8 protein-coding genes, 1 tRNA gene and 1 CRISPR repeat array (1 of these 10 running past the window's edge) are annotated in these 12,483 nt (G+C 61.7%); of the genes, 2 read left to right on the top strand and 7 right to left on the bottom strand.

Annotated features, from left to right (window positions below):
* Window positions 1–1,593: a CRISPR direct-repeat array (repeat unit 30 nt; unit sequence GTTTTGCCCGTACCTATGAGGGATTGAAAC) (it extends 603 nt beyond the left edge of the window).
* A gap of 23 nt (window positions 1,594–1,616) precedes the next feature.
* Window positions 1,617–2,801 carry an amidohydrolase family protein gene (locus N675_RS07260; protein ID WP_038038754.1) on the bottom strand — a complete coding sequence of 395 codons (1,185 nt, stop codon included), beginning with the start codon at window positions 2,799–2,801 and terminating at the stop codon, window positions 1,617–1,619.
* Window positions 2,802–2,957: 156 nt separating this feature from the next.
* Here N675_RS07260 and N675_RS07255 point away from each other — a divergent pair, with 156 nt between their 5' ends.
* On the top strand, window positions 2,958–4,889 hold the full coding sequence (locus N675_RS07255) for a S9 family peptidase (protein WP_051914428.1): 1,932 nt from the start codon (window positions 2,958–2,960) through the stop codon (window positions 4,887–4,889).
* A gap of 86 nt (window positions 4,890–4,975) precedes the next feature.
* Here N675_RS07255 and N675_RS14315 read toward each other — a convergent pair whose 3' ends face one another.
* Window positions 4,976–6,331: a hypothetical protein gene (locus N675_RS14315; RefSeq protein WP_038038752.1), complete on the bottom strand. Its 1,356-nt coding sequence runs from the start codon at window positions 6,329–6,331 to the stop codon at window positions 4,976–4,978.
* 910 nt (window positions 6,332–7,241) lie between these two features.
* Between N675_RS14315 and N675_RS07245 the strand changes: the two genes are divergently transcribed.
* Window positions 7,242–7,329: transfer RNA gene (locus N675_RS07245), tRNA-Leu, on the top strand.
* Window positions 7,330–7,586: 257 nt separating this feature from the next.
* On the opposite strand, the gene N675_RS07240 is transcribed toward N675_RS07245, so the two are convergent.
* The 5 genes from N675_RS07240 to N675_RS07220 are packed head-to-tail and all read right to left on the bottom strand — an operon-like array spanning window position 7,587 to window position 12,433.
* Window positions 7,587–8,294 (bottom strand): ABC transporter ATP-binding protein, encoded by a 708-nt coding sequence (locus N675_RS07240; RefSeq protein WP_038038751.1) that lies wholly within the window; start codon window positions 8,292–8,294, stop codon window positions 7,587–7,589.
* A complete protein-coding gene (locus tag N675_RS07235; protein WP_038038749.1) occupies window positions 8,294–9,034 on the bottom strand; it encodes an ABC transporter ATP-binding protein in 741 nt (246 codons plus the stop codon). The genes N675_RS07240 and N675_RS07235 overlap by 1 nt, the downstream gene beginning before the upstream one ends.
* Window positions 9,034–10,086 carry a branched-chain amino acid ABC transporter permease gene (locus N675_RS07230; protein ID WP_081886926.1) on the bottom strand — a complete coding sequence of 351 codons (1,053 nt, stop codon included), beginning with the start codon at window positions 10,084–10,086 and terminating at the stop codon, window positions 9,034–9,036. The genes N675_RS07235 and N675_RS07230 overlap by 1 nt, the downstream gene beginning before the upstream one ends.
* Window positions 10,087–10,102: 16 nt before the next feature.
* Window positions 10,103–10,987, bottom strand: a complete 885-nt coding sequence (locus N675_RS07225; protein WP_038039543.1) for a branched-chain amino acid ABC transporter permease — start codon at window positions 10,985–10,987, stop codon at window positions 10,103–10,105.
* 39 nt (window positions 10,988–11,026) lie between these two features.
* Entirely contained in the window at window positions 11,027–12,433 is a 1,407-nt protein-coding gene (locus N675_RS07220) for an ABC transporter substrate-binding protein (protein WP_231577965.1), read from the bottom strand.
* Window positions 12,434–12,483 lie beyond the last annotated feature (50 nt).

The raw sequence follows: 12,483 nt of genomic DNA, 5'->3' as shown, positions 1-12,483 counted from the left end.
GACTCAGCCAGAGTTTTGCCCGTACCTATGAGGGATTGAAACACTTCTGGCAGCCCGTTCGGCTGGGCCGCCAGAAGATCGTTTTGCCCGTACCTATGAGGGATTGAAACGTGCATCCGCCGCATCTCCTCCGCCGGAACACCGTTGAGTTTTGCCCGTACCTATGAGGGATTGAAACCACTCGTCGAGATGCTGAAGCAGGCCGGGCTGCCATGTTTTGCCCGTACCTATGAGGGATTGAAACCCGCTGGCTGCGTGACCCTGCCGTCCAGGCATCCATCCGGTTTTGCCCGTACCTATGAGGGATTGAAACCGGTGAGCGTCAGCACCCCGACTGCGCCAGCCTCCACGGTTTTGCCCGTACCTATGAGGGATTGAAACCCGGGGTCCTCGTCTACATCGACCCGCGGAAGCAGCGGACGGGTTTTGCCCGTACCTATGAGGGATTGAAACTGACGGCGAGCACCCCATCGACCCGGATGAAGAGCGAGGTTTTGCCCGTACCTATGAGGGATTGAAACACAGGAGTTCTGCGGCAGCCTTGTTCAGCCTGCCGCGTTTTGCCCGTACCTATGAGGGATTGAAACAGGGCCGCACGCCTGATTTCGTGAGGAACAACGTTCGTTTTGCCCGTACCTATGAGGGATTGAAACTCGCCTGCTTGTCGTCGTCGACGACTTTGGCCGAGGGGTTTTGCCCGTACCTATGAGGGATTGAAACATCTTGAATCGACTGCTGGCGCACAACGGAGACCCAGGTTTTGCCCGTACCTATGAGGGATTGAAACATGAGTACTAGGACGTTGGGGGGATACGATGCCGAAAGTTTTGCCCGTACCTATGAGGGATTGAAACCTTTGACGCCGTTGGGCAGCAGACGCTTGCCATTCCAGTTTTGCCCGTACCTATGAGGGATTGAAACGCGTCCTTGCGCGTCAGCGTACACTCCCGGCGCCACTTGTTTTGCCCGTACCTATGAGGGATTGAAACTGTTCCCAGCACGGACGTTGTCTATCCAGGCTTGATGTTTTGCCCGTACCTATGAGGGATTGAAACACCCAGTCGCCTGGTCTTCCAAGGAAATGACGAAGTGTTTTGCCCGTACCTATGAGGGATTGAAACGCGATATCCTCAATGACATAGGAAATTCCTGCAACAACGTTTTGCCCGTACCTATGAGGGATTGAAACATTGACGACGCGGTGAACGTGACGGCGGTCACCATGTTTTGCCCGTACCTATGAGGGATTGAAACTTGCTGGAGGTGGTCGATCACGGCATCGAGATGTGCGGTTTTGCCCGTACCTATGAGGGATTGAAACGACGTCGTCGTTGATCTCGAGGTCAGTGGCGATATTCCAGTTTTGCCCGTACCTATGAGGGATTGAAACGGGGAGTTCCTTCCCCGTCTTCAGCTGCCGGTGCCGGGTTTTGCCCGTATCTATGAGGGATTGAAACCGTCCACGCGCGGAGAGCGGGGAACCACGCGTCGCCATCGTTTTGCCCGTACCTATGAGGGATTGAAACTCCGCACGATCAGGGCTCCTTCCCGCAGCGCGGACAGGTTTTGCCCGTACCGAGGAGGGATTGAAAACGGCCGCCCTCCAGCGCGGAGCGTTAACGCAAGGGCGGGTAGATGCGCTGCGCGTTGGCAGCGAGCACCATCCCCGCCACTTCAAGCGCGTCAGCAAGCGTGAGCAGGCCGTCGTCGACCAGGCCACCCAGCGCTTGCGCAAGCGCTTCCCGCCACAGTCGTGCCGCCAGCCACTGGAACTCCGGTAGCTCATGCCCATCGGTCGAGGCCAGAAGCTTGCTCGCCGGCGCAAGCCCCAGCGCTGTCCGAACAAGATGCGCCCCTTCGCCCGCGGCTAAGGGCAGCGTCAGCCCAAGATCAACGTAGACGTTCGGATAGATGCTGGCCAGATAGGCTGCCTGACGGACAAAGGGATAGCAGTGCAGGAGGACAATCGGCACGTGGCGATAGCGAGCCTCTCGGAAGATCGGCCGCAGGAGGGTCGGATCGCTCTGCGGCAGGACAACGTCGTCATCACCAAGGCCGACGTGAACCTGCACCGGCCGGCTCAGCTCAGCAGCAACTTCAAGCGCCTCCCAGAGTAGGGCATCGATGAACGGCCGATGCGTCAGACGAAACGCTGGACGCACCAACCGTTCCGCTTCACCCGATGACACCCTGAGGGCGTCGAGTTCAGCGCGCACGTCACGGAACGCCTGCTCCGCCGTTACCAGGTCAACCGGCTCAATGGCCAGTCCGCCCCGGTAGGCGGCGATGCTCTTGAACCCGGCCGCTTCGATGCCCCGCGCAGCAAGCTCCTGGCTGAAGCGTTGACGAAAGTCAGCCCAGGACTCAGCCTCGGGCAACAGCTGCTCAGCGACCGTCTCGATGCGGATCACCGGCACAACAGGCCGACCGAGCAGCGCAGCCCATTCACTGGGAGAGTAACACCGCTCGGTATCGAAAAGGTAATCGTCGTAGCAGGGGCCAAGTCGGGCGTCGTCGGCCAGCAGGCGGTGGTACGCTGCCTCGTCGTACTGCGCACGGGCCTCGAGCACAGCCTGCTCGGTCGGGTCAGCACCCAGCAGGGCACTGAGCCAACGCAGCAGCAGGCGATAGACAACCGTGTGCGGCACGTGTTCCAGCATGGCCGGATCGCCGCTCTCAGTGAAGGGGCGACGCAAATGCTCAGGCTGCAGCCGCTGGCGAAGGCGTCGCGGGGCATGGCAATGGTGGTCAAGCAGGACGAATTCAGCGAGGTGCTCGCGTAAGACGGCAGCAGTGTCCATGCGCCTATCCTTTCATCGCTCCCGATCGGCTCGCCAGCCCGACTGTCAAGAGCCTACCTGAGAACGTCGTGAGCGAAAAGGGGGCCGCTTGCCAGGTCATCGCTGACGGTCGATACTCTCCGTAGCAAAGCATGCAGGATGGAACGGAAGGGGTGCATGAGCGAAGCAACGGCACAGGCTACCGCGACCGGGGTGACCGTCGAGCAGTGTGTGACGCATGACCGGCCGACGGAGCCACACCTTTCGCCCGATGGCGCGCTGGTCGCCTTTGTGCGACGGCCGGTCAGCCGCAGTGGCGAGCACTGGGAAACAGCAATCTGGATCGCTCCGACGTCCGGCGAAGCTCCTCGGCCGTTCACGAGCGGCATGTGGCATGACCGCTGTCCACGCTGGTCACCCGACGGCCAACGCCTGGCCTTCCTCTCTGACCGGGCCGAGCGGGGCAAGAGCAGCATCTACGTGATGCCACGAGACGGCGGCGAAGCGATCCGCGCCTTCGACCAGCAGGGCGAGCTGGACCTCCTGGACTGGTCGCCTGATGGACACTGGCTGAGCGTGCTCATGGTCGAGCCCGAAACGGACGAGGAACGGCAGCGCCGCGAGCGACGTGAGGATTGGCACGTCTGGGACACCGAAGAGAAGTTCCAGCGGCTCTGGCTGGTCGACCCACAGACAAAGCAGGGACAGGTGCGCTCGCCCGAGCACGTGCACGTCTGGAGCTATGCCTGGGCACCTGACGGCCAGCGCCTCGCCTTGGCGACGACGCCCTCGCCAAAGGTCGACGACCTCTTCGGCGAGACAAGCGTCTGGCTCATCACCGTCGACGGTGAAGCTCGCCAGCTCTTCACACTCGTCGGGCTGGCCGAGGACTTGACCTGGTCGGCCGACGGCCGCTTCCTCGCCTATCGCGCCCGAGCAGGACGCGTGGTGTGCGGCGAGGCCGTCTATCGCTACGAACTCGCAACCGGCGAGACCGTCTGCCTCTACCCAGCCCAGGACGGCACAGCTGAGGGGCTTGCGCCACTCGCCGGTGGGGAGGCCCTGGCGCTGACGGTGGTCAACGGATTGACCGCGCGTATCGAACAGCTCACCTGGACGGGCGAACGCACGCTGCTCGCCGAGCCGCACGGGGTCGTGCACGGCGTCGTCAGCACGGCCGCCGGACGGCTCGCCGCCATCTGCTCTGACAGCGCGCACCTGCCGGGCGTCTGGTGCTGGTCGCTGGCTGAGCCAGGAACTCCCGGGCAGCGGCTGACCGTGTTCCACCCCGAGATCGAGGCTGGGATGATGAAGGGCGAGCGGATCACCTGGGAGAGCGACCCTGGCGTCACCGTCGAGGGCCTCCTGTTTCGTCCACCATCGGCCCAGCCTGGGCAACGGCTGCCGCTGGTCGTGCAGATTCACGGTGGCCCGACGAGCTTTTGGGGCGATGAGTGCGCCGCGAGCTGGCACGACTGGGCACAAGCGCTCGTCGCCCAGGGCTACGCGGTGCTGCTGCCGAACCCGCGCGGGAGCACCGGCCGCGGCAGTGCCTGGACGAACGCCATTTTCGACGACGTCGGCGGCGGGGAACTCCGCGATGTGCTGACAGGCGTACGGGCGCTGGTTGAGCGTGGCATTGCTGATCCAGAGCGGCTTGGGGTCGCTGGCTGGAGCTGGGGCGGCTACCTGACCGCCTGGGCTGTCACCCAGACCGACCAGTTCAAGGCAGCGGTGATGGGCGCAGGGCTGAGCAACCTCATCAGCGATAACTACCTGGGCGATATCCCCCGCGCGAATCTCTCCTACTTCCCCGCCTCAGCGGCCGATATCCCCGACGCCTACTGGCAGCGCTCGCCGATCCGTTACGTCAATCAAGTGACCACGCCGCTGCTGATCCTGCACGGCGAGGACGACCCGCGCGTGGCCGTCAGCGAATCGATCCAGTTCTACCGGGCGCTGCGGCTGCGGGGCGCCATCTGCCAGCTCGTCACCTACCCGCGGGAAAAGCACGGCTTCGAGGAGCGCGCCCATCAACGCGACCTGCTCGAGCGGATTATCGCCTGGTTCCGTCAGTACATCCCGCCTGACAGCACGCCCGGAGCCTAAAGGAAAGCGAGGGGCAGCCTGCTCGGTCATCCCGAGGTCAGCCGCCCCTCGCCTGGCCCCGCAGGCAAGTGAATCAGCGCCCCACCTTAGGGCGCCGTCGGTGATGAAGGCGTCGCACAGGCCGTCAGCCCCATCGGCGAGGCCTGGGCGCAGTTGCGCGCACTCGCTTGCTGGAGTGCCGACACCGTTGCAGGGAACGTTACCGTGACGCTCTGCCCTGGGGCTGGCGTTGGCCCGGAGCACTCTACGGTGCCGTTCGTGAGCTGGCACTGCCAGTCTGACGGACTCACCTGGACGGGTTGCCCGAACGTCATCCCCTGCGGCGGCTGGTCAACGATGCGAGACGTCGCCGGGCCAGCACAGCCAGCAGGCCCTGTATTCGACAGCGTCACCGTCACCATGATCGCCGTCGTGCCCGGTTGTTGCCGCATCTGCTTTGTGAGTTGGTACTGGCATGGCGTTGGCGTCGGCGTCGGCAACGGTGTTGGTGTCGGCGTTGGTATTGGCGTTGGCGTGGGTGTGGGTACTGGCCGTGGCGTCGGTGTCGGCGTGATCGTAAGCTGCGCGCATTCCTGGTTGTTCTGGGGATTCATGTCACCCAAGTCGGTGACGCGAGCGCAGTTGACAATCGGTACGCTCGCCGACGGCGTCGCCCGGAGCTGGGCCACAAAACTGAACACAGCGCTGTAGTCAGGGGGCAGCGGATCGCTGGCGGTGCAGGTCGTGCTCTGGCACTGCCAGTTCCCCTGCCCGCCCGACTCAGTGATCTGCACCGGCGGGATGAAATGCAACGATGGTGGCTCGGGATCGAGCACCGTTTCGCCAGCTGGACATGCTGCCGTGCCGATATTGCGCACGATGATACTCACGTCGAGCATGCCGCTGCTATCAGCATGCCAGCGCATCTGCTTGGCAATGGCGAGGTCGCAGGAAGCAGTCGGCTCCGTTGGTGACGGCTGGGGCGTCGCGGTTGGCGTCGGCGGAGGTGGCGTTGGCGAGCTTGCCAGCACTGGCGTTGGCGTCGGCTCCCTTGGAGAAGCGGGCTGCGACGGCTCAGTCGGCGTCGGCGGAGATGGCTGCTGGCCCTGCCCGGTTTGTGGCGTCTCCCGGCCAGCTGGCGGGAGGCTGGCTGGCGTTGGGCTCGCAGCGGCGAGAGGCTGGTTTGGCAATGGCGGAGTGGGCGAAGCCGGGGAAGGCGTTCCCGTTGCGGTTGTCGGCGTCGTGGACGGCGCAGGGACACTCGGTGACGATGCAGGCGTGGCAGTGACGCGTGACGGCACCGTTGGGCTTGCCATGACGAAGAACGGCGACGTCGGCGACGTGTTCTGCTCGGCAGACACCGTCGGTGTCGCAACAACGCGAGCACGAAGCGTACCCTGGCACGCGCCAAGCATCAGCATACTCGCCACGAGGAGAACAACCGTCGATGGACGATGCAGCATGGTGCCCCCTTTTCGAGCCACGCTCCTGCTAGAGCCGGCGCCATGGCTGGCAGCAGTGTGCTCACTCTGCCGCTTCCCTGATTTCCCCAGTCTGTTCCGTTCTGACAACAGCCCCGTTCATGGTACTGGATAGATGCCAATCCTGCATGCGCTCTGTCACTCCACGAGCAAGCTGACGGCGTAGCGACCGTTCAACTGCAGCAGCATTATCTACCGTTATGCGTGTCCGCTTAGCCATCGGCTAGAGCCCTGCCGGTTCAGGCACCGCACGCCGCGGCAGCAGACACTCGTCCAGAAGGTCTCCACCCTGTACAACGCACGAGGGGTGGCGCGACTTACCGGTTTCACCCGATCGTCGCAGCGACGTGACCGACGCGCCCCTGGACATGGTCGTGAACGCACAGCCACTCCCAGCGGGTCTGGCATTTCGCGATCTGGGCACTGCACCTGGCGGTTGCCCGTGAGCTGACCGCTCACCGAACCATCCCGGGCGGGGCCAAAGTTGCTGGAGGAGAGCGGTCCATGCTTATGCTGTACCTGGCAAGACACTGCGTGCGCGAAACGCCGGCGAACCCTCCTGGCTAGTCGGTTGAGATAGCAAACCGTCGCCGTTAAGCCGACCAGCGGCGCTCTGGCCAGGCGCCGCTTGCCAACGTCTGGTGGCTTCCCGAGCGGAATTGCCAACGCCTGGCAGCTTCTGGTCGGGAGGCAGTATCGCTGCTGACAACGTGAGGCAACCCACAGCGCGCTGAGGCCGATTCGCGGAAGGACTGCACATCCGCGAGCGATGAGGGCTACCGAACACGGTCCAGAGCCACGTCGGCCTTGCGGCGTCGCGTTCCATGACGAACAGACTTGTCGCCTGGCTGGGCCATAGGGCACACTGATGGTTGGCCCGCAAGCCATTTGGGCCGAAGTGGCGGAATGGCAGACGCAGCGGTCTTAAAAACCGCGGGGTGGCAACACCCGTGGGGGTTCGAGTCCCCCCTTCGGCACCACGAAAGCGGCAGCAGCACGCGGAAACCTGGCCCTCCTTCCCCTCAGCATGAACTGGGGGACGAGGAGGCATATGGGGGGGCAGGCGAGGGTCAGCTGAGGGTCAACTGAGGGTCAAACGAGAGTTAGCCACCAAGCAGGTAAGAGTCAGGGTCGCCCGGGGGCTGCCTGCGCCATGCTGGACATCCCAAGGGTCGGGTGCAGGCAGGGGCAATCAGGAAACAATGCCCGAAGGGCGCCAATACCCTGCGCACAAGGGCTATAAGCCAAGGTAGGCTTGTCGCACGAGGTCAGAGCGAAGCAATTCTGCGCCTGTTCCTTCGAGGACGGTTCGCCCACTTTGCAGCACATACGCTCGATCGGCAAGCTCGAGCGCCTCGTGCAGGTGTTGCTCGACGAGAACGATCGTTATCCCTTCCTGGGCAATGCGTTGAATCGTCGCGAAAATCTCTTCAACGAGCACTGGCGCAAGTCCCAACGACGGCTCATCAAGCATGAGAAGACGCGGCTGCAACATCAGCCCACGAGCAATCGCCAGCATTTGCTGCTCGCCGCCCGAGAGCGTACCAGCTCGCTGATGCATCCGCTCACGGAGCCGTGGGAACAGCGCAAAGACGCGGGTAAGCTGCTCACGTTCCGCTGGCCGAGCTCGGGAACAATAGGCACCAAGCTGCAAGTTCTGGATGACGGTCAAGCGGCTGAAGACGCCGCGCCCCTCCGGCACATGGGCAATACCGAGTTCGGCAATGCGGTGAGCTGGTAGGCCATCGATGCGCTGCCCATCGAACCAGATCTCTCCTCCCATCGGACGAATTTGCCCCGAGATTGCCCGCAGTGTCGTTGTTTTGCCCGCCCCATTCGCGCCAACCAGTGCCACCACTTCTCCGGGCGCAACGGCCAGGCGAACGTCATGCAGCGCCGGAACACCGCCATAGCCAGCTCGCAGGTTTCGCACCTCCAGCAGCATCAGGACTCCTCCTGCATCCGCTGGCGATAGCGTTCACCAAGGTAAGCAGCAATGACATCAGGATCACGCGCAACTGTGGCCGGAGGTCCTTCAGCGATTTTACGGCCCGAGCTGAGCACGACGACCCAATCAGAGACCGGCATGACGACCTCCATGATGTGCTCAACGAGCACAACAGCGATCCCTCGCTCGCGAACCGCCCGGATCAGGTCAACTGCCTGGCCACGTTCAGCAGGCGTTAAGCCGGACATGACTTCGTCGAGCAACAGCAGACGCGGTTGGGTTGCCAGCGCACGTGCGAGTTCAACCCGCTTCTTTTCAGCAACCGTAAGATTGCCGCCAAGCACATCAGCCCGTGACGCTAAACCAGTGAAGGCGAGCAACTCGTCAGCAATGCGTCGTGCCTCAGCAGTGCTGTTCGTCCGGGCAAAGGCGCCAACCATGACATTTTCACGAACGGTCATGTCGGTAAAGGTGCGCACAATCTGGAAGGTGCGGGCAAGGCCAGCGTGAACCAGCCGTTCAGCAGGCCAGCCGGTAACATCCTGACCAGCAAACCGAATATGGCCACTCGTCGGTCGGAGAAAGCCAGAGATGCAGTTGAAGAGCGTCGTCTTGCCAGCGCCATTGGGGCCAATGAGTCCGACAATTTGGCCTGGCTCGACACCAAAGCTCACGGCATCGTTCGCCAGCAGCCCGCCGAAGCGCATGGTGACACGGTCCACTTCGAGCAACGGCATCAGTGCGCCTCCTCTGAGCTGGAGATCGGCGCCGGTTCGACAGTAACGGGCTGTGACCGCGGCGAGCGACGGAAGCGTCGTCCAATGCCAATCAGTCCTTGTGGCTCGAACAGCGAGATCAGCACAATGAGTCCACCGTAGAGCAGGAGGTCGATGGCATTGCCTCCACCACCCAAGAACGCGCGCGTGAGCTCGGACATCGGCACCATCACAGCCGCACCGATCAGCGGCCCGGCGACTGTGCCAACACCGCCGAGAATCGCGATGAGTGCAGCAAGCACTGATAGATCAAGGCGCATGGTAGTCTCGGGATCAATGTAGAGGAGATACTGGGCATAGAGCGTGCCAGCGATCGCCGTGAAGATAGCCGAAAGAGCAATGGCGGCAAGCTTGTAGCGCAATACCGCGACGCCAAGTGCTCGAGCCGCTTGCTGATCATTGCGGATAGCACGCAAATAGTAGCCGAGCTTCGAGCGGAGAATCAGAGCAGTTACAAGCGTTGTCAGAGCAAGCAAAACTAGCGCCAGGTAGTAGTATGGCAGCCGTGACTGATTAAACTGAAGCATGCGCCAGGAATCACTTGGCTGACCTTGCGCGTCACGCACGAGCGGGATGACAATCCCAGTTGCTCCCCCGACAGCATCCCAGTTCGTCACAATCGTTGAGGCAATTTCACCAAGTGCAATGGTGGCGATGGCGAAGTAATGACCGCCGAGCCGAAACATTGGGAAGCCCACCAGCAACGCAACGACCAGCGCCAACGCTGCCCCGGCGAGCATCCCAAGCCAGGGGGAAACGCCTGCCCGGACAAGTAATACGGTTGAAGTATAGGCTCCGATACCGAAGAAGACGGCATTCCCAAAGGAAATTTGCCCAGCAAGCCCTCCCAGAATATTCCACGCCTGCGCAAGCGTAGCATAGAGGAGTAACAAGATACCGATGTTAAGTGCGGTATCACTTCGGAATACCAGCGGGGCAGCAAGCGCGACCACGATAACGGATAGCCAGACGAGGCCGCGTTTTGGCAGTGGCCGTCGGTTGTGCGCTGTCATGCTCGCCCCCAACGTGTTAGAACCGGCCCAGGAGCCCCTGTGGCCGCACCAGCACGACCAACAGGTACAGCCCGAAGACGACCGCGTACTTGTAGGAAGGCGGCACGCCCAGCAGCGCTGGACTGAGTTCCTGGACAAGCCCAACCAAGAGCCCCGCAAGGAGCGCTCCCGGCACGCTGCCAAAGCCGCCAAGGGCGACGACAAAATAGGACATCAAGCCAAAGAGCACACCGACGGTTGGGCTGACCGGATAAAAACTCGCGAGCGCCGCGCCAGCGAGTCCCACGCAGCCACCACCGATGGCCCACCCCAGCGCGAACATCCGCCGGCTGTCAATCCCAACAAGCCCAGCGGTTGCCCGGTCTTCCGCAACCGCTTGCAAGGCGAGTCCCACGCGTGTCCGGTTAATAAACAGCCAGAGTAATCCGAAGGCAAGCGCGGCCATCACGGCTGCAGCAAGCTGCGGCAGGCCAATGAACAATGATCCGAGTTGCAGCGTTCCCCCGGCGACCTGTCCGAGCAGCGGATGGTCAATGGTGCGGAAATCCGCTTTCCACAGAAACTGCGCGAGCCCCCGGAGAAACAATCCGAGGCCAAAGGTGGCGAAGATCTGCGCCAGCATCGGCGCGCGGAGAATGGGCGCGATCACCAGATGAAAGATGACGATACCAAGCAGTCCCAGGCCGACAACCACAAGCGGCCAGGAAAAGACGGGATCGAGATGCACCAAGACACTCGCCCAGAACGCGGCATACATTGCCAGCATCAGCAAGTCGCCGTGGGCAAAATTCACAATTTCCATTAAGCCGAAGATCAGAGTCAGCCCAACCGAGATCAGGGCATAGACCATGCCAATCAGGAGCCCATTCACGAGGGCTTGGAGCACATTAGTGAGCTCCACGATCGCCTCCGCGCTCACTCGCTGCTCGTCTACTCAGCCCTAGCGCTGGTTCCAGGGCTTCAATGGGAAGGTAACATCAATGGTTTTGACGTCGAAGGGATAGACGGTTCGATACTGCCCATCTCGAATCTGCAAGATGATCCCTGTACCGAGCGTATTCTGATGCTTGCTATCGAACTTCACGCCCTTCCACGGCATGATGGTGTCGTTCGGGCCAAGATTGGTCGCCTCCAAGGCACGCTTGATTGCAGCGGGATCAGTTGAGCCAGCACGGTTAATGGCATCTAACAAGACGAGCATTGCGGTAAAGTCGCGCGCTGGCACATCATAGATATCCTTACCGGCTGCCTTCTTATAGAGCTCGTTGACTTTCGCTGCTGCTGGCTTGAGCTGGGTGATATCAACGGAGAACGCTGAGCGCGTGCACATCCCCTCAGCGATATTTGCCCCAACGCCGCTGATGAAGGCGGGGTCAGCATACCCTGCATCCTGAGCCACAATCATTTTCGGCAGGTAACCTAACTGCTGCGCCGTCTTAATGGTCAAAATTGCATCATTGGTGTACGACGAAGGAACCAGGGCGTCAGCATTCTGCCCTTTCAGCGTTTGCACTTCGGTGGTGAGCGAGGTGGCATTGGCCTTGTACTTGACCTCGCCAACCACTTGCAGCCCATGTGCTTGCGCCTCAGCCTTTAATGCCTGCGCACTATTGACACCGAAGTCGGTATCCTCATACAGCAGGGAAACCGTCTTAATGCCCGCATTCTTCTGCTGTGTTAGCGCTTGGAGGAATTCCATGATGATCTTGGAGAAGTCACCGTCGTGAGGTGACGTCCGGAAGAACCACTGGTATCCCTGCTCGGTCAAGGCTGGCGAGGACGAGTCACCGTTGACCAGGGGGATGCCCGCACGCTCAGCAACGGCACTTGCCGTCTTCGTCACCGCACTCTGATAGCAACCGAGTAGTGCAACGACTTTCTCTTGCTTAATGAGGCGCTCCGCTTCTGACTGTCCGACCTCAGCTTTCCCTTGACTGTCGCCAAAGACAAGCTCAACCTTGGCTCCACCCAGGTTCGGCAATCCACCACCTTTGGCAAGCGGCAACGCAATATCGGGTGCTCCCTCATTGACAAGCTGAACGGCGAGTTGCACCGCTTGCTTCGCATCATTGCCAACACTGGCAGCGGTACCCGTCAAGGGGAAAATCACTCCGATCCGAATGGTCTTGCTGCTCCCACTTGCCGTGCTCGCTGTTGCGGTGGTCGCTTTCGTCGCAGTTGCGGCAGTCGTTGGCGTTTGTGCCGTTGCCGTCGAGCTCGTCGCCGCTCCGCTCGATTTCGCCGGAGTTGGCGTTGACGTTGCCTGGCCGCCACACGCAGCAAGCAACCCACCAGCGAGACCAGCCAAGCCAAGGCGTAGGACCTGCCGACGGGTAAGCGAATTCATCGCAGCACTCCTCCTCATCTCTCCACGTCCATCAGAGCCTGCCGCACACT

The sequence above is a fragment of the Thermorudis peleae genome, assembly GCF_000744775.1.
Lineage (GTDB): Bacteria > Chloroflexota > Chloroflexia > Thermomicrobiales > Thermomicrobiaceae > Thermorudis > Thermorudis peleae.
Note: the sequence above shows the minus strand (reverse complement) of the source record. Positions and strands in the feature narration are given on the sequence as shown.

Excerpts from the sequence above, each read along its gene's own strand:
- N675_RS07220 (WP_231577965.1), bottom strand. The coding sequence starts at position 12,433 with ATGAATTCGCTTACCCGTCGGCAGGTCCTACGCCTTGGCTTGGCTGGT.
- N675_RS14315 (WP_038038752.1), bottom strand. The coding sequence starts at position 6,331 with ATGCTGCATCGTCCATCGACGGTTGTTCTCCTCGTGGCGAGTATGCTG.
- N675_RS07255 (WP_051914428.1), top strand. The coding sequence starts at position 2,958 with ATGAGCGAAGCAACGGCACAGGCTACCGCGACCGGGGTGACCGTCGAG.
- N675_RS07235 (WP_038038749.1), bottom strand. The coding sequence starts at position 9,034 with ATGCCGTTGCTCGAAGTGGACCGTGTCACCATGCGCTTCGGCGGGCTG.
- N675_RS07240 (WP_038038751.1), bottom strand. The coding sequence starts at position 8,294 with ATGCTGCTGGAGGTGCGAAACCTGCGAGCTGGCTATGGCGGTGTTCCG.
- N675_RS07260 (WP_038038754.1), bottom strand. The coding sequence starts at position 2,801 with ATGGACACTGCTGCCGTCTTACGCGAGCACCTCGCTGAATTCGTCCTG.
- N675_RS07230 (WP_081886926.1), bottom strand. The coding sequence starts at position 10,086 with ATGACAGCGCACAACCGACGGCCACTGCCAAAACGCGGCCTCGTCTGG.